20 protein-coding genes are annotated in these 20,771 nt (G+C 65.2%); 13 read left to right on the top strand and 7 right to left on the bottom strand.

The annotated features are described in order from the left end of the window. Positions 1 to 5 precede the first annotated feature (5 nt). From DCO45_RS14665 to DCO45_RS14635, 7 genes are read right to left on the bottom strand one after another with little or no spacing between them, the layout of a single operon-like run. Positions 6 to 380 (bottom strand): EamA family transporter, encoded by a 375-nt coding sequence (locus DCO45_RS14665; RefSeq protein ID WP_116926508.1) that lies wholly within the window; start codon positions 378 to 380, stop codon positions 6 to 8. Beyond that, a complete protein-coding gene (locus DCO45_RS14660) occupies positions 370 to 1,305 on the bottom strand; it encodes an alpha/beta fold hydrolase (protein ID WP_116926507.1) in 936 nt (311 codons plus the stop codon). The genes DCO45_RS14665 and DCO45_RS14660 overlap by 11 nt, the downstream gene beginning before the upstream one ends. Next, positions 1,302 to 2,012 carry an MtnX-like HAD-IB family phosphatase gene (locus tag DCO45_RS14655; protein WP_243419363.1) on the bottom strand — a complete coding sequence of 237 codons (711 nt, stop codon included), beginning with the start codon at positions 2,010 to 2,012 and terminating at the stop codon, positions 1,302 to 1,304. Before DCO45_RS14655 ends, DCO45_RS14660 begins: the two co-directional genes overlap by 4 nt. After that, positions 2,005 to 2,934 carry an HlyD family efflux transporter periplasmic adaptor subunit gene (locus DCO45_RS14650; protein ID WP_232539442.1) on the bottom strand — a complete coding sequence of 310 codons (930 nt, stop codon included), beginning with the start codon at positions 2,932 to 2,934 and terminating at the stop codon, positions 2,005 to 2,007. Before DCO45_RS14650 ends, DCO45_RS14655 begins: the two co-directional genes overlap by 8 nt. Further along, on the bottom strand, positions 2,931 to 3,665 hold the full coding sequence (locus DCO45_RS14645; RefSeq protein WP_116926506.1) for an ABC transporter ATP-binding protein: 735 nt from the start codon (positions 3,663 to 3,665) through the stop codon (positions 2,931 to 2,933). The genes DCO45_RS14650 and DCO45_RS14645 overlap by 4 nt, the downstream gene beginning before the upstream one ends. 11 nt (positions 3,666 to 3,676) lie before the next feature. Further along, entirely contained in the window at positions 3,677 to 4,822 is a 1,146-nt protein-coding gene (locus DCO45_RS14640; RefSeq protein ID WP_116926505.1) for an FtsX-like permease family protein, read from the bottom strand. After that, complete coding sequence (locus DCO45_RS14635) at positions 4,819 to 6,243, bottom strand: TolC family protein (RefSeq protein ID WP_243419362.1); 1,425 nt, start codon at positions 6,241 to 6,243, stop codon at positions 4,819 to 4,821. The genes DCO45_RS14640 and DCO45_RS14635 overlap by 4 nt, the downstream gene beginning before the upstream one ends. A 237-nt stretch (positions 6,244 to 6,480) precedes the next feature. On the opposite strand from DCO45_RS14635, the gene DCO45_RS14630 reads away from it, so the two are divergent. The 13 genes from DCO45_RS14630 (at position 6,481) to DCO45_RS14570 (ending at position 20,770) form a co-directional block, all read left to right on the top strand. Next, positions 6,481 to 7,206, top strand: coding sequence for a response regulator (locus DCO45_RS14630; RefSeq protein ID WP_116926560.1), 726 nt, complete (start codon positions 6,481 to 6,483; stop codon positions 7,204 to 7,206). Beyond that, complete coding sequence (locus DCO45_RS14625) at positions 7,191 to 8,360, top strand: ATP-binding protein (RefSeq protein ID WP_116926504.1); 1,170 nt, start codon at positions 7,191 to 7,193, stop codon at positions 8,358 to 8,360. Before DCO45_RS14630 ends, DCO45_RS14625 begins: the two co-directional genes overlap by 16 nt. A gap of 160 nt (positions 8,361 to 8,520) precedes the next feature. Next, complete coding sequence (locus DCO45_RS14620; protein WP_116926503.1) at positions 8,521 to 9,276, top strand: RNA pseudouridine synthase; 756 nt, start codon at positions 8,521 to 8,523, stop codon at positions 9,274 to 9,276. A 320-nt stretch (positions 9,277 to 9,596) separates the two neighbouring features. After that, on the top strand, positions 9,597 to 10,706 hold the full coding sequence (locus DCO45_RS14615; protein WP_116926502.1) for a GTP-binding protein: 1,110 nt from the start codon (positions 9,597 to 9,599) through the stop codon (positions 10,704 to 10,706). A gap of 446 nt (positions 10,707 to 11,152) precedes the next feature. Next, positions 11,153 to 11,635 (top strand): RNA polymerase-binding protein DksA, encoded by a 483-nt coding sequence (gene dksA / locus DCO45_RS14610; RefSeq protein ID WP_027010726.1) that lies wholly within the window; start codon positions 11,153 to 11,155, stop codon positions 11,633 to 11,635. Between the two features lie 42 nt (positions 11,636 to 11,677). Beyond that, on the top strand, positions 11,678 to 13,354 hold the full coding sequence (locus DCO45_RS14605; protein WP_116926501.1) for a hypothetical protein: 1,677 nt from the start codon (positions 11,678 to 11,680) through the stop codon (positions 13,352 to 13,354). A 108-nt stretch (positions 13,355 to 13,462) separates the two neighbouring features. Then, positions 13,463 to 14,008 (top strand): ATP-dependent protease subunit HslV, encoded by a 546-nt coding sequence (gene hslV / locus DCO45_RS14600; protein ID WP_116926500.1) that lies wholly within the window; start codon positions 13,463 to 13,465, stop codon positions 14,006 to 14,008. Positions 14,009 to 14,102: 94 nt separating this feature from the next. Continuing rightward, positions 14,103 to 15,419: an ATP-dependent protease ATPase subunit HslU gene (gene hslU, locus DCO45_RS14595; RefSeq protein WP_116926499.1), complete on the top strand. Its 1,317-nt coding sequence runs from the start codon at positions 14,103 to 14,105 to the stop codon at positions 15,417 to 15,419. Positions 15,420 to 15,805: 386 nt separating this feature from the next. Then, positions 15,806 to 16,231, top strand: a complete 426-nt coding sequence (gene mraZ, locus DCO45_RS14590) for a division/cell wall cluster transcriptional repressor MraZ (protein ID WP_021026157.1) — start codon at positions 15,806 to 15,808, stop codon at positions 16,229 to 16,231. 25 nt (positions 16,232 to 16,256) lie between these two features. Then, complete coding sequence (gene rsmH, locus DCO45_RS14585) at positions 16,257 to 17,168, top strand: 16S rRNA (cytosine(1402)-N(4))-methyltransferase RsmH (protein ID WP_116926559.1); 912 nt, start codon at positions 16,257 to 16,259, stop codon at positions 17,166 to 17,168. A gap of 43 nt (positions 17,169 to 17,211) precedes the next feature. Then, a complete protein-coding gene (gene ftsL / locus DCO45_RS14580) occupies positions 17,212 to 17,496 on the top strand; it encodes a cell division protein FtsL (RefSeq protein WP_116926558.1) in 285 nt (94 codons plus the stop codon). Continuing rightward, on the top strand, positions 17,493 to 19,238 hold the full coding sequence (locus tag DCO45_RS14575; protein ID WP_116926498.1) for a penicillin-binding protein 2: 1,746 nt from the start codon (positions 17,493 to 17,495) through the stop codon (positions 19,236 to 19,238). Before ftsL ends, DCO45_RS14575 begins: the two co-directional genes overlap by 4 nt. Beyond that, positions 19,235 to 20,770: a UDP-N-acetylmuramoyl-L-alanyl-D-glutamate--2,6-diaminopimelate ligase gene (locus DCO45_RS14570; protein ID WP_116926497.1), complete on the top strand. Its 1,536-nt coding sequence runs from the start codon at positions 19,235 to 19,237 to the stop codon at positions 20,768 to 20,770. The genes DCO45_RS14575 and DCO45_RS14570 overlap by 4 nt, the downstream gene beginning before the upstream one ends. The last annotated feature ends 1 nt before the right edge of the window (position 20,771 follow it).

Below are 20,771 nucleotides of genomic sequence, written 5' to 3'. Positions count from 1 at the left end.
TGCCATCACCCCTTGAGGCCCACGACGGCCACGCCAATGGAGACGAGCACAATGCCCGCGACCCGCATCGGTGCGAGCTTTTCCTTGAACAGAATGCGCCCGGCCACCATGATGGCCACGATGTTGATGCTGCCCAGCAGCACGCCATCGGACAGGGGCACCAGCGACAAAAAGGCCAGCCAGGCGACAAACTCGATCACATAGCAGGCGCCGCCGATCCAGATCCAGGGGCGCACGAGCATGAAGCGCCAGTGCGCCATGCCGGTGGCCGTGCCCGGGGTCTGGCTGGCGGCGGCCTTGAAAGCCAGCTGCCCGCCGCTGTCGACCAGCACATTGACCAGCCACAGGCTGATGACTAGGGGGTTGATCTCAGTGCCCATGGGTGGCGGCCTGTGTTGGTATGCCACCAAGGCGGGCTACAAAGTCATGCACCTTGGCGATCACCGTGCGGCGCTCGCGGTCGATGGTGATCATGTGGTAGCAGTTGTCGAGCAGCACGACCTCGACCTGCGCATGGACGGCGCCAGCGGCGATGTCCTCGGCATTGGAGCGGTGGGAGATGTCGTCTTCCTTGGCGTGGATGGCCAGGCATGGCGCGCGCAAATCCCGCAGGTGGCTGCGGACATGGGCCGAGAGCCTGCGCAGCTCGATGATGGACCACCAGGGATTGCCGGGCAGGCCCGCGGCAGCGCTGTCGCCACCGTGCATTTGCGCGACAACCCTGGCGCGCAAGGCCTCGTCCTTGATGCCGTAGGGCGGTGCTTCCATGAACACGCGGTGGCGGCCAATGCCCAGCAGGCGGAACAGCGGCAGCAAAAAGGCCAGCTTGGTGTAGCTGGGAATGCTCCAGCCGTCATAGCGGAACGTGGTGGACAGCGCAGCCACCCCCGCCACCTGGCGCGGGTGGGAGGTGGCTACCGCCAGCGACAGCAAGGCGCCCATCGACAGGCCGCCGACGACGACCCGGTCGACATGGGGCCCAAAGCGCAGCAGCGCCGACTGCACGCTGGCGAGCCAGTCGGTCCAGCGCGTCTGCACCAGGTCCTGCATGCTGCCGCAGTGGCCGGCCAGTTGCACCGCATAGACGGTAAAGCCTTCGCGGTGAAGGCCCTTGGCCAGCAGGCGCATCTCGGCGGGGGTGCCGGTCAGGCCGTGCACCAACAGCACGCCGGTGCGCGCGGCAGCGCCGGAGCCGGGCATGACGAATTCATGGGGCGTCAGGCACAGCGTCTGCAAGGCCGCTTCTGCCGCTCTTTCCTGGGGTTGGCTGGCCAGATGGCGGGCGAGTGCGTCATTGGCCTTCATGCGAGGGCCTCCTGCTGCTGCATGAACTGCAGGAGCCAGGGCGTGGCATCGCTGAAACCCTGGAACGGTGCATGGGCGATGCCATGGCGCTCGCAGTGACCGATCAGCCGGTACTTGGCCAGCACATAGTCGGCCTCGTGCGAGACGCAGAAGTCCGAGCTGCTGTCGCCCACATACAGCACCCGGCCGGCCAGCGCTTTCTGCGTGGCCAGGCGCTCGCATTTGCAGTTGCCACTGGCACGCTTGCAGTGCGGGCTGGCCCAGGGGGATTCCAGCGACCAGCGGCGGGTGTCCTGCTGCAGCAGGCGGTTGGCGATCACCTCCAGATGGCCCAGGCCGTGGCGTGCCAGCACATGTTCGATGGCGTAGTCGATGCCGTCGCTGACCACTTGCACGCGCAGGCCCAGCGCCTGCGCTGCCTGTACAAAGCCGGGGAAGCCGGGGTCGATCGCAATGCTGTCCAGGTGCGCGTCCAGCTGCTGCTGGCTCATGTCCAGCAGCGCGACCTGGCCTTGCATGCAGGCGCGCGAGCCGATCTCGCCGCGCTCCCAGGCGTCTTCCAGGTCAGTCCAGCCGGGCCGGCCAAAGCGCTGCAGCAGGCTGTCAGTGACATCGACCAGGCTGATCGTGCCGTCAAAGTCGGACTGGACCATCCAGCCCGTGGTGTTGTGGCAAGCGGGCGCCTGCGCAAGCATGTATTTATTCATGGAAGCTCACTCTCACGTTCTGGCCTACACGCACATGGATGGGGGCGGTCTCGAACTCGAGCACGCACTCGACCACGCGCAGCGGGCCGCGCTGGGCGTCGTCCTGCAAGGTCGACGGCCCGTACATGGGGTTGATGCGCAGCACCCGGGCCTCGGGCAGCGCGGTGGCGCTGTCGTTGTCCAGCACCACGCTGGCGCGCATGCCCTTTTGCACCGTGCCGGCAAAGCTCTCGTTGAGCTCGGCGCGGATGCGCAGCGGGCGCAGCGGCAGCAGGCGCATTGCCGCCTGGCTGGTATGTACCTGGCTGCCGACCTGGGCGCGCAGATGCACCACGGTGGCCGCTTCCGGCGCATGCAGCGCATAGAGGCGCTGGCGCTCGCGCAGCTGCTGGGTCTTGGTCTGCATCAGCTGCACCTCGGCCTGTGCCACCTCGGTCTCGGACTGCGCATTGCGCAGCGCGGCCTGGGCGTTGTCCACGTCCTGCAGATCGGCTGCGCCATCGCGGGCGGCGGCCTGCAGGCGCTGGAGCTGGGTCTGCAGCAGCGGCAGCTTGGCGGCCAGGGCCTTGTGCTTGGCCTGGGCCAGGCGGTACGAGGACTGGGCGACGGCCAGCTCGGCGCGCAGGTCTTCGTCTTGGACCTTGAGCAGCAGCTGGCCGGCCTGCACCTGCTGGCCCTCGCGCACGGCGATCTGCTGGACGGTGCCATCGATGGCGGTGGCCAGCTCCAGCAGGCCACCGTCGACCTCAATCTTGCCCCGGGCTACGGCGACCGGGCTTTGGTGCTGCTGGCTGGTGCTGGGCGCGGGGGGGCTGTCCGATGCCGGTGAGCAGCCGGCGAGCCCGCCTGCAGCCAGGCAGAGCAGGCCCAGCACCTGCCAGGCCTGCGGCAAGGGCCAGGGGGTTGCGGGAATCTTGGTCACGCGGGGTTCTCCATCAGGGTGTTTTGGCGCCGGTCGCTGTAGACGGCACCGTCTTCCATATTCAGTACGCGGTCGGCGTGCCCGACCAGGCGCGGGTCGTGGCTGACGCACAGCACCGTGGTGCCATGGCTGCGCGCGACGCGGTGAAGGATGTCGATCACCCGTTGTCCGCTCTCGGCATCCAGCGCACTGGTGGGCTCATCGGCGAACAAGAGCTGGGGCGCCTTGGCCAGCGCCCGGGCAATGGCCACACGCTGCTTTTCGCCACCCGAAAGCTCGGCTGGCCGCATGTGGGCGCGGTGGGACAGGCCGACTTCATCGAGCGCATCCTGGGCCCGCTTCAAGGTCTCGGCGCGCCGCATGCCCAGGTAGCCCAGCGGCAGCTGCACCTGCTCGAGCGCCGTCAGCGCCGGGAACAGGTTGAAGCCCTGGAACACAAAGCCGGTGTGCAGCAGCCGAAAGCGCTCCATCTCGCGCACGGGCATGGTCGTCAGGTTCTGGCCCAGCGCAAAGGTCTGGCCGTCATCGGGGGTGAGCAGGCCCGACATCAGCGACAGCAAGGTGCTTTTGCCGCAGCCCGAGGGGCCGGATATCAGGGTCAGCTCGCCGGCGTACAAATCTACCGACAGATCCTGCAGGACCTGGATGCGGATCGCGCCCGAGACATAGGTCTTGCGCAATCCGACGGCCTGCAGGCTGGGTGTTGGAGGGGCGGGGATAGGGGAGGGCATGGCGATGTCCTTCAGCGCAGCAAGGTGGCCGGGTCGGTGCGCAGCAGCACGCGCATCGCGCCCAGGCCGGACAGCAGCGCCAACGTGGCCACCAGGGCAGCGCAGGCCAGCACGGCTTGCAGGTTGAGCGCAACGGGCACCCGGTAGACCTGGGCGAGCGAGACCAGGGCCATGCTGGCGATGGTGGTGAGCAGCAGGCCGGCAGCGCCGATCCAGCAGGCCTGCTCCACCACCACCCGGCCCAGCGCCGCGCGGCTGACGCCCAGCGCATTGAGTACCGCGTATTCGCGCACCGAGCCCGCGACCACGCTCTTGAGCGACTGGCTGGTGACGACCGCGCCGACCAGGCAGACGACGATGGCCATGAACAGCACGCCAGCACCCGCGCCGGTATCGAGCATCCAGTAGCGCTGGGAGCGGTGCGCAAAGCTGTCGGCAGTCCAGACCTCGTGCGGGCCAAAGCTGCGCGCTTCGCTGCCCAGGCGCCGCTGCACAGCCTGGTTGTCCACACCTTTGCGCACCCGGGCCAGCAGGTAGGTGCTGCCCTGGCTGGGCGAGCTGCCAGCGATCTGGTGCGCGCTCTCCAGCGATGCCAGCACGTTAACACCGCCCAGGCCGCGCAAGCCATCGACGGCGGCGACCACGCGCACGCGGTGGTTGTTGATCCAGGCGGTACCGCCTTCCTGGGTGGCCAGACTGCCCAGATCGGCGCGGTCGACGATGACGGCGCCGGGCTCGCGCAGTAGCTTGCGCTGCCAGGGCGCAATGACCCGATCGAACACCATGGCCGTGCCGGCGGTGGAAATGCCCGAGAGGTAGACCGACACCGCGCCGGCACCCTGGCCTGCCCCTTGGTTGGAACGCCAGTCGCCATCGACCCAGACAAAGGGCTCGACGGCTCGGATGTCCGGGTCCATGCGCAGGCGCATTTCCACATCGGGGCCAATGTTGCGGCCAAAGTTCACGCTCTGCGTGCCGGGGTAGCCCACCCAGAGGTCAGCCGAGCTGGCGGTGATGTAGATGGCAGCCGAGCTGAAAATGCCCAGCACCAGGGCGGCCTGCATCACCAGCAGCACACCGGCAAAGCCCACCGCGAAGACCGAGGGGACAAAGCGGCGCCATTCGTAGACCAGGGTTTTGCGGGCCAGCGCAATCATGGCGTGGCCCCTGCGGTGCCGGGTGGGGTTTGCGGCGGCAGTGGGGCGCCGCCCAGCGCCTGGAACAGCGCCACCCAGGCCAGCGCCTGAGCAGCTTGCCCCACGCTCTGCTGGCTTGCGTGCAGCAGCAGCTGGCGGCGGGGCTCCAGCGTATCGAGCTCGCTGGCCAGGCCCAGCTGCTGGCGGCGCTGCAGCTGTTGGGCGCGGCTGCGCAGCAGCGGTGTTTGGGCATCGAGCGATTGCTGGCGTTGCTGCTGGGCAGCGAGGCCGGCCAGCGCGGTTTCCACATCGGCAACGCCGTCGAGCACGCTTTGCCGGTAGGCCTTGACGGCGTTGTTCATCTCCAGCTCGTCGGCATCGGCCTGCGCGCGCCGTCGACCCCAGTCGAACAGCGGAATGTCGATCACCGGGCCCAGCGAGGGCACCTGGTTGGAGCTGGAGCGGCGGTTCTGCGTCAGGTTGTAGGAGTACAGCAATGAGCCCCCCAGCGCAAAGCGGGGGTAGAGCGCCGAGTTCGACAGGCCCGCTGCGGCGGCGGCGCGCTGCACCGCGGCTTCGGCCGCCAGGATGGCCGGGCGGCTGCGCAGCAGCTCGGCGGGCAGTACTTGCAGGCGCAGCGCAGTGGCGCTGGGGATGTGGGGGGTGCTGGAAGTGGCCAGCCAGGCGGCTTCGGGCTCGCTGCGGCCCAGCAGTGCAGCCAGCGCATGCGCTGCGCGTGCCTGGTGCTGCAGCAGATCGGCCTCCTGCGCGCGGCTGCGGTTGAGCTCCAGATGGGCTTGCTGCACCTGCTCGGCGCTGCCCATGCGCTGCTGCACACGCACCTGCTGCAGCTGCAGCCGGCGCGCATCGAGTTGCAGCTGCTGGTCCAGCACAAAGCGTTGCTGCTGCGCCACGCAGATGTCCAGATAGCGCTGCACCACATGGGCGACCAGCTGGACCCTGGCAGCCTGCAACTGCGCCTGGGCATCGAGCAGTTGCGCCTGGCCATCGAGCGCACTGGATTCATAGGCCCCAAACAAGCCGAGGTTCCAGCCCATGTCCAGGCTGGCGTGGAAGTAGGAGTCGAGGGCGGCCACATCCTGCAAGGTGCGCACGCCGGCGCTGAACGCTGGCTTGTAGGCGGCGGTGGCCGTGCCCAGCAAAATGCGCTGGGCCTCAAGCCGGCCTTGCGCCTGGGCAAAATCGAGGTTCTGGGCCAGTGCTTGCTCCACCAGCTTGTCCAGTGCCGGGTCGCCCAGGAGCGTCCACCAGGCGCTCAGGTCGGCGGCCTTGACGGCATGCGCATGGGGTGCGCTGCCGCCCGCCTGGCGCCACTGCGCCGGGGTGTCGGGGTTGAGCGGGGGTTGCGCAGGCGTCATGCAACCGGCCAGCAAAGCGGCAGGTGCCAGCGCCAGCAGTGTTTTGCAGAACAAGGGTTTCACGTGCAATGGAGTCGGTTCTTGGCCGGTGCAGACCGGGGCGGCCTGACCGCAGAGGCAGGACAAATATGCGGCCCATTCAACCCTGCCAAGCTTGCGTAAGCTTGCACAAATGATGGAGAAAACATGGAGGCCGCCAAGGCGTGCAGCGGGTGGGCGGGACGGTCATAATGGCTTGCTTCAACCGCTTTTGGGCGCCCTGTGAGGCGCCGCTGGAACCTACTTGCGATGGTGTCTGCCATGAAACTACCTACGCCACCTGTGGCCGCTCCGCTGGTGCTCGTCGTGGAGGATGAGCCAGGCATTGCCACGATTTTGGTCGCCTACCTGGAGCGCGACGGTCTGCGTACGCTATTTGCACGCGATGGTGAGCAGGCCTTGCAGCTTTTTCGCCAAAACCAGCCCGACCTGGTGCTGCTCGACATCCACCTGCCCGGCATCGACGGGGTCGATGTGCTGCGCTTCATCCGCGACCAGGGCCAGACCCCGGTGATCATGGTGACGGCGCTGGCCGATGACGTGGACAAGCTCGTGGCGTTGCGCCTGGGGGCCGATGACTATGTGGTCAAGCCCTTCAACCCCGCTGAAGTGGTGGCGCGCGTGCGCGCCGTGTTGCGCCGCAGCCAGCCCAAGGCCGCCGCTGCACCGATGGCGCCCATCCGGGTGGGCGCGCTGGAGATCAACCCCGCCGAGCACAGTGCCCGGGTCTACGACGCGCAAGGCCAGGCAACACCGCTGCCGCTGACCCTGACCGAGTTCCGGCTGCTGGCCCTGCTGGCCTCCCAGCCGCGGCGCTGTTTTTCACGCGCGCAGCTGATCGAGCAGTGCCTGCCCGAGAGCGACGCACTGGAGCGGGTGATCGACTCGCACCTGTCCAAGCTGCGCCGCAAATTGCAGCTGGCCGGCCAGGAGGAGCTGATCGAGACCGTGCGCAGCATTGGATACCGCCTATGGCCCGGGGACTGAACCGCATCTGGGTCCGCTTTGGCTTCTGGATTGCCGGCACGCTGCTCAGCACCATTGCGCTGCTCAGCGCCTGTGCCTGGGCCTTCAATGCGGTGCAGTACAACCAGTTCTACCAAAGCCTGCCCAGCGCGGTGCGGGTGGAGCTGGACGACCTGATCGAGCGCGACCTGGACAACAGCCCGCGTGCCATGCAGATCTATGGCGAATACTGGCGTGGCGAGGTGTTCTTTGGCGAGCAGGTGTCGCTGTTCATCGGTCTGCTGGTCTGCCTGCCGTTTGGCCTGGCCATGGGTTTTTTCGTCTCGCGCTATATCACCCGGCCGCTGGCGTCGATGGTGGAGGTGGCGCAGCGCGTGGCGCACGGTGATTTCAGCTCGACACGCGTGGTGGAAGAGGGCGCGCACGGTGAGTTGAAGGAAGTGGTGCACACCTTCAACGCGATGATCGACGCGCTGCAAAAGCTCAATGCCGAGCGCCAGGCGTCGGCCGCCTCCATCTCGCATGAGCTGCGCACGCCGCTGTCGGTGCTCAAGACCCATTTGCATGCCATGTGCGATGGCGTCATTGCGCCCAGCGATCAGGAGTTTCGGCTGCTGCTGGCGCAGACCGAGCACCTGGGCCGCTTGATTGACGACCTGCATACGCTGGCGATGGCCGAGGCCGGTGAGATGTCGCTGCGCAAGGAGCGCCTGAGCCTGGGGGCACTGGTGCGCGAAAGTCTTCAGGAATTGCAGCCCCAACTGCAGCACGCTCAGATGGTGCTGTCGCAAGTGCTGCCCGAGGACGATGCGGTCAGCACCATCCGTGCCGACCCGTTGCGCATGCGCCAGATCATTGCCAACCTGGTGGGCAATGCCGTGCGCCACGCGGCCAGCGGGCACTGGTTGGAGGTGGAGGTGCGCAACCTGCGCGATGCACAGGGGCATATCTGGATCGAGCTGCTGGTCAGCGATGCCGGGCCGGGGCTGCCGCAGGAGCTGCGCACGCATCCCTTCCGGCGCTTTGCGATGGCCCCGGGCCGGCGCAAGCGGGAGGGCTCGGGCCTGGGGCTGTCCATCGTGCAGGCGCTGACCGAGCTGCAAGGCGGGGTGGCGCTGGCCGAGAGCTCGTCGCGGGGCGGCGCGCGGTTTCGCCTGCGTTTTGCGCCGGCCTGAGGCCCTCTGCGGGGTCAAAGGCAAGGCCGCAAAGCGCCGATCGGGCGCTGGCGATGGGCGGCGATTAAAATGGCGTTTGCGCTCTGTGATTGCAGAGCTTTTGCTATTTTTTAAGGAGCGGATCGCGCGTTGCCGCGCCACGCCGCACAGTTGCTGCCCCATGCAAGCCCAAGACCCCCAAGCCATCCGCCTGTCCAAACGCCTGGCCAGCGATATCGGTTGCTCGCGCGCCGAGGCCGAGCACTATATCGATGCCGGCTTTGTGACGGTGGATGGCCAGATCCAGGACACTCCGGGCGCCCGTGTGCTGCCCAGCCAGACCGTGCTGCTGCAGCGCGGCGCCGATCTGCGCCCGATCCAGCCGGTCACCTTGCTGCTGCACAAGCCTGCGGGCTACAGCCTGCGCGCGCTCGAGCCCGGGCGCCAGGGCCTCAGTGCGCTGGACCTGCTGACGCCCGATAACCTGGCCGATGTCGATACCCCCCAGCCTGCCCGGCCCGTGGCGCGCCATTTTCGCCACCAGCAGTTTTTGCTGCCCATCCCGCGCGCTGCCAGTGGCCTGGTGGTCTACAGCCAGGACCCGCGCATCATCCGCCATCTGAGCGAAGAAGCGGATTTGCTCGAGCAGGAATGCCTGGTCGAGGTGCAGGGGCAAATCATCGACGATGGCCTGGCCTTGCTGGCCCAGGGGCTGTATGTGGATGGCGAGCGCCTGCCGCCCCTCAAGGCCAGCTGGCAGAACGAAACCCATCTGCGGTTCGCGCTCAAGCGGGTCGCGCCCGAATGGCTGCCGACCATTTGTTCAGCGCTGGGCCTGGAGCTGCTGTCCATGAAGCGTTTGCGCATCGGCCGGATTTCGCTGAGCAAGCTGCCCCAGGGGCAGTGGCGCTACCTGCAAGGCTACGAGCGGTTCTGACGCGCTCGGGGGCGGGACGGTGGCCACAGGCAGCAGCCTGGCAGCGATCTGTTATAGATTTGATAGCAGATTTCTGTTTTGCGGCTTGGGATTGAACCGGTGCATGCCTGAATGTGATCGGCTTGCAAAACATGCCACAATAGCCCGCTGTCGGCATCGCCACAGAAATTACCTGTGGCTGTCTTGATATTGCCTGCCATGGCCCCATATAACGGTGTTTGATACAAAGGCCTGAGCTTGTGCGCTGGGCCGTGGGCGGGCAAGCCTGGCGCGGGGCGCGGCTTGTGATCGCTGCCTTTTGTGTAACTATCAGGGGTCCTATGTCACTCATTCCAGTCACCATCCTCACGGGCTTCTTGGGCTCGGGCAAAACCACGCTGCTCAAGCGCGTGCTGCATGAGTCGCACGGCATGAAGATCGCCGTGATCGAGAACGAGTTCGGCGAAGAGAACATCGATACCGACATCCTCAAGACCGAATCGAAGGAACAGATTCTGCAGATGAGCAATGGCTGCATCTGCTGCACCATCCGTGAGGACTTGCGCGAAGCGCTGCAGCTGCTGGCAGCCAAGCGCCGCAAGGGGCTGGTGGATTTCGAGCGCATCGTGATCGAAACCACGGGCCTGGCCGACCCCGGCCCGGTGGCGCAAACCTTCTTCATGGACGAAGAAATCGCCGAAACCTATCTGATCGACTCCATCATCACGCTGGTGGATGCCAAGCACGCCGGCCAGCAGCTCGACACCCGCCAGGAGGCGCGCCGCCAGGTGGGCTTTGCCGACCAGATCTTCCTGTCCAAGACCGACCTGGTGACCGAGGCCGACAAGGACGCGCTGGTCCACCGCCTCAAGCACATGAACCCGCGCGCACCGATCCGTGCCGTGCATTTTGGCGATGTGCCGCTCAAGGACGTGTTCGATCTGCGCGGCTTCAACCTCAATGCCACGCTCAACATCGACCCGGACTTCCTCAAGGAAGAGGGCCACGACCACGGCCATGTGCATGACGAGCATTGCGGCCACGACCATGACCACGGCGATAGCCACGGCCATGTGCACGACGAGAACTGCGGGCACGACCACGCGCATGGCGAGCACTGCAACCACCCGCACCACCACCACCATGACGATGATGTGAAAAGCTTTGTCTACCGTGTGGACAAGGCCTTTGATCCCGCCAAGCTGGAAGACTTCCTGGGCGCCATTGTGAACATTTATGGCCCGCGCATGCTGCGTTACAAGGGGGTCCTGGCGATGAAGGGCACCGACCGCAAGGTGATTTTCCAGGGCGTGCACCAGCTGATGGGCAGCGATCTGGGCCCCGAGTGGGCTGCCGACGAGCGCCGCCAGAGCAAGATGGTCTTCATCGGAATTGATCTGCCGCAGGACATCCTGCGCCAGGGCCTGGACCAGTGCGTGGTGGAGGCCTGATCGCCCGCGAGGGGCGGCCCGGGGATGAGACCCCGGGGAAACCCCCCGTTGCATCCGGGCTGCATCCACTTGTTGCTGTGCAGCGATGCCATATACAATCGCGGCCCGAAATGCAGCAAAGCCGGCATGCGGCGAGATACGGTTTCCGTGGTTCGTCCTGAAGATTTCGATGAGAGAGCGCAGTGTTTGAGGGGCTTTGGCCTGTTGGACACGGCGCTGAAGGAGAAGGAGGCTTGTGCAAGCGAGCTTTACCCTGCCAGGTGCTGGCCGGGGTGGCCTGCAAGATGACGGAGTTGCGGGCACCGGCCCGACTTCATAGATGTGCCTGGGTCCCTGTGGGACGCGGGCAAGTTGATCAGGGGGCGGAGCCTGCCGGGCTTTGCACCTTTTGTAACGAGACGGACATCCGTCGCATGTAAGAACTGCGCTAGCCAGTCGAGAGAACTATGCCTACCACTACGCAAACCATCCCTAAACGCGACGCCAAGCTGGCCAATGCTTGGAAGTCCAAGACGGTAGACACCCTCACTGACGATGAGGTGCTGTCGATGCCGGAGAGCGAATACATGAACGACATCCAACTGGCGTTCTTTCGCAAGAAGCTGGTGGAGCTGAAGACCGGCATCCACCTCAATGCCGATGCCACGACGGAAAACCTGCGTGAAGACACCGTGGTCGTGCCCGATCCAGCAGACCGCGCTACCATTGAGGAAGAGCATGCGCTTGTCTTGCGCACGCGCGACCGTGAGCGTAAGCTCTTGAAGAAGATCGACCAGTCGATCAGCCGCATCGATGCGGGCGACTATGGCTACTGCGACGAGACGGGCGAGCCCATCGGGGTGGGCCGTCTGCTGGCGCGTCCTACGGCCACTTTGTCGCTGGAAGCGCAGCAGCGCCGTGAATTGAAACAAAAAATGTTTGGTGATTGAGGCTGGGGCAGCGCACCGGACACACAAGGGGAGGGAGTAACCATGAGTGAGGCTCAAAAGCCAACCAAGGGTTTGTTGTCCAAGGTGGTGCGCTTTGTAACCAAACCCACCACGCAGTGGTCGGAGCTGGACAAGACGCCGGAGCCGGAGAACCCTGAAGCGCAGTTTTCCAAGCAGGCGCTCAAGGAGATCATGGAGCGCAAGCGCCGCAATGATTTTGTGCGCAAGCTGGAGTTCGACCAGCTGCGCAAGATCCGGCGCGAAGCCAACAAGTCCAGCAGCGCTGGCGCCGATGGGGCCGCCAGCTCGGCGGCCATGCTCGAAGGCGGGGTGGCGCCCGACGCCGCAGCCGCTGCGGCGGGCAAGCATGCCCATCCCTCGCACACCATCGAGAAAATCAACCAGATCGAGCGGCAGATGTCCAAGCAGTGGTGGTCCGGCGACAACGCCGCTGCGGCTGCGGCCGATCCTGCCGCTGCTGCCCCTGCCGAGGCCACGCCGGTCAGTGCGCCGGTGCCCGCTGCATCTGCTGCGGCGCCCTTATTGGCCGAAGCCGTGCCTGTGGTACCCGCCGCTGCACCGGTGGCGCTGCCGCCAGCCGCCCCTGCGGCCTTGCCCGCGGCCGCCTTTGATGCCCAGGTCGAGTCGGGCCGGTTCATCCACGATACCGATCTGGAAGAAGCAGCCGTGTTGTTTGCCAACGGCGATGCAGCCGGGGCCGAGGCCTCGCTGCTGGCCCTGGTACAGCAGCGCCGTGGCGATCTGATGGGGCAGCTGACGATCTGGCTGACCTTGTTTGACCTGTACCGCGCTACCGGTGACCAGACCAGGTTTGATTTCCACGCGATTGAATTTGCCAGCAAATATGGGCGCTCAGCACCCGTGTGGTTCTCGATGCCGCAAGAGCTGGGTGCCAAGGCGCTGCAGGCGGGCGACACCTCCGCGCAAGAGGTGCGGCTGCTCAACTGGCAGGCGCCTCCGGTGCTCAGCAGCGCGGCACTCAGCGGCCTGCAAGGCAATCTCAAGCGCTATGCGCCCCCTTGGACGCTGAACTGGTCCCGCGTGACCGACGTGCGTGATGAGGTGGTCACCGCGCTGCTGGCCCAGTTCCGTGCATGGGCGGACCAGCCCGATGCGCGCCTGGTCTTTGTCGGGGCAGACCATCTGCTCTCGGTGCTGGAGGCGCAAACGCCGGTGGGCGACAACGCGGTGGCCCAGGAGCGCTGGTCGCTGCGCATGGCCTTTTTGCGTTTGCTGCAGCTGGAGCAGGATTTTGAAGCGGCCGCGCTCGATTACTGCATCACCTACGAGGTATCGCCGCCATCCTGGGTCGCGCCCCGGGCCGAAACCAGCAGCGACAGCACACGCTCTGGTGCTCCCGCTGCGCCGGATCTGTCGCTGGGCTTTGATCTGCCCGAGAGAAAGCCGGTGGTCGCCGACAGCCCGCAGGCCGTGCTCGAAGGGATTGTCGAAGGGGATGTCTCCCGGCAGCTCGACACCTTCACGCCGATGGTGGAGCCGGGCATGCCGTTCACGGTACGCTGCGACCGCCTGATGCGCATCGACTTTGTCGCGGCCGGCTCGGTGCTCAACTGGGTGGCCGAATGCCAACAGAAAAACGTGCTGGTGCGTTTTGGCAACCTGCACCGCTTGAATGCCGTGTTCTTCAACCTGATCGGCATCAACGAGCACTCCATCGTCAACCAGCGGGAAAACTGATGGGGCAGCGCGAGTGGGCAACAAACGCACCTGCGGGTGCGTTTTTTTCTGCCTGCTGCGCCGCCTCCGCCTTGGAAAACCCGGGCCAGGCTCCATATAGGCAAGACTATGGAACAGTATCACGGCACAACCATTCTCAGCGTTCGGCGCGAAACGCCGCAAGGCATCCAGGTCGCTATTGGCGGCGACGGCCAGGTCACCCTGGGCAACATCGTCGTCAAGGGCACCGCACGCAAGGTGCGCAAGCTCTATGGCGGCAAGGTGCTGGCCGGCTTTGCCGGCGCGACGGCCGATGCCTTCACCTTGTTTGAGCGCTTCGAGGCCAAACTGGACAAGCACCAGGGCCAGCTGACCCGCGCAGCGATCGAGCTGACCAAGGACTGGCGCACCGACCGCGTGTTGCGCCGCCTCGAAGCCATGCTGGCAGTGGCTGACCATTCGGCATCGCTGATCATCACTGGCAATGGCGATGTGCTGGAGCCCGAGCAGGGCATTGTGGCCATTGGATCGGGCGGCGCCTATGCGCATTCGGCGGCCAAGGCGCTGTTGAACAACACCGATCTGTCGGCCGAAGAGGTGGTGCGCAAATCGCTGGGCATCGCCGGCGAGCTGTGCATCTACACCAATATGCACCACACGATTGAGACCTTGTGAGCGTCTGGCAGGCCGGCGCGCCACCTGCCGCCCCATCTCCCATTGATCGACTGCTGTACCCGTTGCCCGGCGGGTGCCAACCGGATTTTGCACTATGTCCTCGATGACACCCCAGGAAATCGTTTCCGAACTCGACAACCACATCGTTGGCCAGGCCAATGCCAAGCGCGCCGTCGCTATCGCGCTGCGCAACCGCTGGCGCCGCCAGCAGGTCGCTGACGGCCTGCGCCAGGAGATCACGCCCAAGAACATCCTGATGATTGGCCCCACGGGTGTGGGCAAGACCGAGATTGCCCGGCGCCTGGCCAAGCTGGCCGATGCGCCCTTCATCAAGGTCGAGGCGACCAAGTTCACCGAGGTGGGCTATGTGGGCAAGGATGTGGATGCCATCATCCGCGATCTGGCCGAGGTGGCCGTCAAACAGACCCGCGCATCGGACGTGAAGAAGCTGCGCGTGCGTGCCGAGGACGCCGCCGAAGAGCGCATTCTGGATGCGCTGCTGCCGCCCGCCCGGACCGGTGAAGCCGCGCCCGATACCAGCACGCGCCAGGTGTTTCGCAAGAAGCTGCGCCAGGGTGAGCTCAATGACAAGGAGATCGACATTGAGGTGGCCGAGGCCAAGCCCCAGCTCGAGATCATGGGCCCCCAGGGTATGGAGGAGATGGCCGAGCAGCTGCGCGGCATGTTCAGCCAGATGGGCCAGGACAAGCGCAAGGTGCGCAAGCTCAAGATCAGCGAAGCGCTGCAGCTGATCACCGATGAGGAGGCGGCCAAGCTGGTGAACGAGGAAGATGTCAAATCCCGGGCCATCGAGAACCTCGAGCAAAACGGCATCGTCTTCATCGACGAGATCGACAAGGTCGCCACGCGCCAGGAAACCAGCGGCAGCGATGTCTCGCGCCAGGGCGTGCAGCGCGATCTGTTGCCTCTGGTTGAAGGCACGGCCGTCTCGACCAAGTACGGCATTGTGAAGACCGACCACATCCTGTTCATTGCCTCGGGCGCCTTTCACCTGGCCAAGCCCAGCGACCTGATCCCCGAGCTGCAAGGGCGTTTTCCGATCCGCGTCGAGCTCGGCTCGCTGTCGGTGCAGGATTTCGAGGCCATTCTGACGCAGACCCATGCGTCGCTGATCAAGCAGTACGAAGCGCTGCTGGCCACCGAGGGCGTGAAGCTGCAGTTTGAAGCCGACGGCATCACGCGCCTGGCGCGCATCGCTTTTGACGTCAACGAGCGCACCGAGAACATCGGCGCGCGCCGCCTGGCGACGGTGATGGAGCGCCTGCTCGAAGAGATCAGCTTTGGGGCCACCAAGCTGGGCGGACAGACGGTGGTGATTGACGCCGCCTATGTGGACCAGCGCCTGGGCTCGTTGAGCCAAAACGAAGATTTATCGCGTTATATCCTCTAGCCATAAGGTGCGCGGCAGCGCGCATTCTGAACCGCGTGCCCGCCTATGTTGGCGGGCACTTGCTTTTCGGCCAGCCGCCGCATGTGGGCTTGTAGGAGAACATCTAGTTTTGTAACAAAAGACGATCAGATGGTAATCCCTGATGGCGTCAATTTTGCTAAGAGTCTGGATATAGAGGCGATTGTAAGTGCCTATCAAATAAGAAGAATTTCATAGCGGTTTTTGCTTGAAGTGCGTTATAAGTTATTGATTTACTTGTATTTTCATTGCAAATCATTGTGTTGAAGTGTGGCGCGATCTGGAATTCCTGATACAGTGGGGAAAAGTGCAGTTTTGTGGGAAAAAGTGCACTTACTCCCTCCGAAACCCCAACCAGAGTCCACACCGTGTTTCAAGGAGCTTCCTCACTCAGTCTTGATGCGAAAGGTCGGTTATCGATACCGACCCGGCATCGCGACGCGCTGACAAAGCCCGGACCCACGCTCACCATTACCCGCCATCCCCATGGTTGCCTGATGATCTTCCCGCAGGATGCCTGGGCGGTTTTCAGCGCGCGCATGGCGCAGGTCAAGATGGGCGAGCAGGTGCTCAAGCGGATTTTTCTGGGTAGCGCGATGGATGTGGAGATGGATGGCACCGGCCGTGTGCTGGTGTCCCCCGAGCTGCGTGCTGCGGCCAACATCACCAAGGACGCGATCCTGATGGGGATGGGCAGCCATTTTGAATTGTGGGACAAGGCGACGTACGAGAAGCAGGAGGCCGAAGCCCTGCAGAATCTGCCGCCCGACGCCCTGGATAACTTTGCATTCTGAGGTGCATGTGGAAACCAAGAACTACCTGCACACCACCGTCTTGCTCAACGAGGCCGTGGACGCCTTGTTGGAGGCCAGGGTCGAGATGGACCCGGTCTTTGTCGATGGGACTTTTGGCAGAGGCGGGCATTCCCGCCTGGTGCTGTCCAAGCTGCCGGCCCAGGGCCGGCTCATTGCTTTTGACAAGGACGTGGAGGCGATTGCCGAGGCTGGCAAGATTGCCGACGCCCGGTTTGCCATTCGCCATGAGGGCTTCAGCCACATGGCGCAGCTGCCTGCCGCTTCGGTGGCCGGCGTGCTGCTGGATCTGGGGGTCAGCTCCCCGCAGATCGACAGTCCCGAGCGCGGCTTCAGTTTCCGCTTCGATGGCCCGCTCGACATGCGCATGGACACCACCCGAGGCCAGAGTGTGGCCGAGTGGTTGCAAGAGGCGGAAACACAGCAAATAGCGGAGGTGATTCGTGACTTCGGTGAAGAACGGTTTGCTGGGCCCATTGCAAAGGCGATTGTTGCGCGGCGGGAGGCTGGCTCGCCAGTCGCCACCACTGCCGATCTGGCCGAGCTCGTGGCTGGCGCAGTCAAGACCCGCGAGGCTGGGCAAAATCCAGCTACGCGGACATTCCAGGCTCTTCGGATTTTCATTAATGCCGAGCTTGAAGAGCTCGAACAGGCGCTAGAGGCCAGTCTGCGGGTGCTCGCTCCCGGCGGCCGTCTGGTGGTGATCAGCTTCCACTCGCTGGAAGACCGCATCGTCAAGCAGTTCATTGCCAAGCATTCCAAAGAGGTGTTCGACCGTCGCGCACCCTTTGCCGCGCCCAAGCCGATGCTGCTCAAGGCGCTCGAGCGCATCAAACCCAGTGAGGCAGAAGTCTCGGCCAACCCACGCGCCCGCAGTGCGGTGATGCGGGTGGCCGAACGCACCGAGGTGGCGGCATGATGCGCCGCGGCCTGCCCGGACCATGCAACAGGGGGTGGCTGTGCTGCTGCGCCTGAACATTCTGCTGCTCATGGTGACGATCATCAGCGCGATGGCGCTGGTGCAGTCGCAGTATGAATCGCGCAAGCTGTTCACCGAACTCGACCGCGCACTGGCCGAGTCGCGCCAGCTGGAGACGGACCACCAGCGCCTGCAGGTGGAAAAGCGCGCCCAGGCCACGCCGCTGCGGCTGGAGCAGCTCGCCCGCGAAAAGTGGGGCATGCAGACAGCCACGCCAGCCGTCACGGTGTATGTGCCTGAGCCAGGCAACGGATCGGTGGCCCCATGAGCAAGGACATGCGCTACTCCACTAGCCCCTTGCTGGCCGAGCGCACGCCGATGTGGCGCAGCCGCTTCATCATGATTGGTCTGGCACTGGCCTTTACCGGCCTGATTGGCCGCGCCGCCTATGTGCAGGTCATCGGCAACGATTTCTTCCTGCGCCAGGGCGAAGTGCGTTTTGCCCGCACCATTGAATTGCCCGCCAACCGGGGCCGCATCCTCGACCGCAATGGCCTGATTCTGGCGTCCAGCGTGCCCGCTGCCAGCATCTGGGCGATTCCCGAAGATGTGGACCAGGCCGATCCGGCGATCAAGGCCAAGATTGGCGAGATCGCCAAGCTGATGGGCATGCCGCTGGCGCAACTCGATGCCAAGCTGGCCGATGAGGACAAGTCCTTTGTCTGGATCAAGCGGCAGCTCGATTGGGACATCGGGCAGAAGATCAAGGCGCTGGATGTCAAGGGCATCTACCTGCGCAAGGAATACAAGCGCCAGTACCCCGAAGGTGAATCTGCAGCCCACGTCGTGGGCTTTACCAATGTGGAAGACCAGGGCCAGGAAGGCATGGAGCTGGCCTTCAACACCGAGCTGGGCGGCAAGGCCGGCTCGCGCCGCGTGATCAAGGACCGCCTGGGCCGCATCGTCGAAGGCGTGGGCGTGGAGACGCCGCCGCAAGAGGGCCAGGACATCCAGCTGTCCATCGACAGCAAGGTGCAGTTCTTCGCCTACCAGAAGCTGCGCGACCAGGTGGCCGCCTTCAAGGCCAAGGCCGGCAGTGTCGTGGTGATGGATGCCCACACCGGCGAAGTGCTGGCGCTGGCCAACTACCCCAGCTACGACCCGAACAACCGCTCGCGCCTGACCGGTGAGCAGCTGCGCAACCGCGCGATTACCGATACCTTCGAGCCCGGCTCGACGATGAAGCCCATCACCGTGGGCACGGCGCTGGAGCTGGGCCGGGTCAAGAACACCACGATCATCGACACCACCCCCGGGCGTTACGCGATTGGCGGCTTCACGATCAGCGACACCCACAACTATGGTGCGCTGACGGTGGATGGCGTGATCCAGAAGTCCTCCAACGTGGGCGCGCTCAAGGTGGCGCAGAAGATGTCGCCGCAAGAGATGTGGAATGTGCACTCGGCGCTGGGCTATGGGCAAAAGCCCCAGATTGCCTTCCCGGGCGCGGCCAGTGGCCGCCTGCGTCCCTGGAAGAGCTGGAAGCCGGTCGAGCAGGCCACCATCTCTTACGGCTACGGCCTGTCGGCTTCGCTGTTCCAGATGGCGCGCTCCTACACCGTGTTCTCGAACGACGGCAATGTGATCCCGGCGACCATGCTCAAGCGCAGTGGCCGCCCTGCGGGCACGCCGGTGTTCTCGAAGAAGACCGCCGAGCTGGTGCGCCACATGCTGTGGATGGCCGCCGGCCCGGGTGGTACCGGCCAGAAGGCGCAGACCGTGGGCTACTCCATCGGCGGCAAGTCGGGTACGGCCCGCAAGCAGCAGGGCCGGGGCTATGCCGCAGGCAAGTACCGCGCCTGGTTCACCGGCATTGCACCGATCGAGAACCCGCGCATCATCGTGGCCGTGATGGTCGACGAGCCCAGCCAGGGCAGCTTTTACGGCGGTACCGTCGCTGGCCCGGTGTTCAGCGAAGTGGTGCAGCAGACCTTGCGCCTGATGGGCGTGCAGCCCGATATGTCGGTCAAGCCGCAGATTGTGGCCAACGATGTGGAGGAGCCGCTATGAGCGCCACCACCACCGTGACCACTGTCACAAGCACCGCCGCCGCCGTTGAATGGCTGCGCGAGCGCGTGCGCGGCGGCACCTTGCACACCGACAGCCGCCAGGTGCACGCGGGCGACGCCTTTATCGCCTGGCCCGGTGGCGTCAATGACGGCCGGGCCTATGTGGCGCAGGCCGTGCAGCGCGGCGCGGCCGCCTGCCTGGTGGAGCAGGCCGGCCTGGAGCAGTTTGATCTGCAAGGCATGCCCGTCGCTGCGATGGCCGATTTGAAGGCCGCCACCGGCCCGATGGCCAGCGCCTGGTTTGGCCAGCCCAGCGAGCAGCTCGATGTGCTGGCCGTCACCGGCACCAATGGCAAGACCAGCATCAGCTGGTGGCTGGCCCAGGCGGTGAGCCATCTGTGCGAATCCGGTGTGCTGCCGCACCGGGGCTGCGCGATGGTCGGCACCTTGGGCGTGGGCATTCCGCCGCACCAGCTCGATGTGACCGGCATGACCACCCCCGATCCGGTGCTGCTGCAGCGCGCCTTCCGCAGCTTTGCCGATGCCGGCTACGGCGCATGCGCGATCGAGGCCTCGTCCATCGGCATTGCCGAGCACCGCCTGGCCGGCACCCGTATCCGGCTGGCCATCTTCACGAATTTCACCCAGGACCACCTGGACTACCACGGCAGCATGGATGCCTACTGGGCCGCTAAAGAGGCTCTGTTCCACTGGTCCGGCCTGCAGTCGGCCGTGGTCAACCTGGACGACGCGCGGGGCGCGGCGCTGGCGGCCTCCTTGGCCGGCGGCGCACTCGATCTGTGGACCGTCTCCGTGGATAACCCCAGCCAGGCCCGTCTGTCTGCCCAGGCCATCCGCGCGGGCGAGCGCGGTTTGGTGTTCGAGGTCGTAGAGGCCGGCGCCGAAGGCGCTGCCGTGACCCTGCACAGCCAGGTGATTGGCCAGTACAACGTGCTCAACCTCTTGCAGGTGATGGCCAGCCTGCGCGTGCTGGGGGCGAGCTTGGAGCAGGCTGCACAGGCCTGCGCGGGGCTGGCTGCAGTGCCGGGCCGCATGGAACAGGTCAGCCAGGCCGGTGCGCCCCTGGTGGCCATTGATTACGCCCACACCCCCGATGCGCTGGACAAGGCCTTGCAGGCGCTGCGCCCGCTGGCTGTGCAGCGCGGCGGCCAGCTGTGGTGCGTGTTTGGCTGTGGTGGCAACCGCGATGCCGGCAAGCGCCCGCTGATGGGCCGCATTGCCCAGGCCGGTGCCGACGAGGTGGTGGTGACCAGCGACAACCCGCGCGGCGAGCAGCCCCAGGCCATCATCGACGACATTCTGCGCGGCATGACGCCCAGCGCGCATTGGTATGTACAGGCCGACCGCGCAGCCGCCATCGACGAGGTGCTGCTGCGTGCCGCCAGCCAGGATGTGGTGCTGCTGGCCGGCAAAGGCCATGAAGATTACCAGGAAGTGGCCGGCGTGAAGCTGCCCTTTCTCGATGCCGCGCAGGCCCATGCTGCGCTGGCCAAGCGGAAAGAATCCCTATGAG

The sequence above is a fragment of the Comamonas sp. JNW genome, from assembly GCF_003105075.1.
In the GTDB taxonomy this organism is placed as follows: Bacteria; Pseudomonadota; Gammaproteobacteria; order Burkholderiales; family Burkholderiaceae_C; genus Comamonas; species Comamonas squillarum.
The sequence above is the reverse complement of the archived record's forward strand: the minus strand, read 5'-3'. Positions and strand labels throughout refer to the sequence as shown.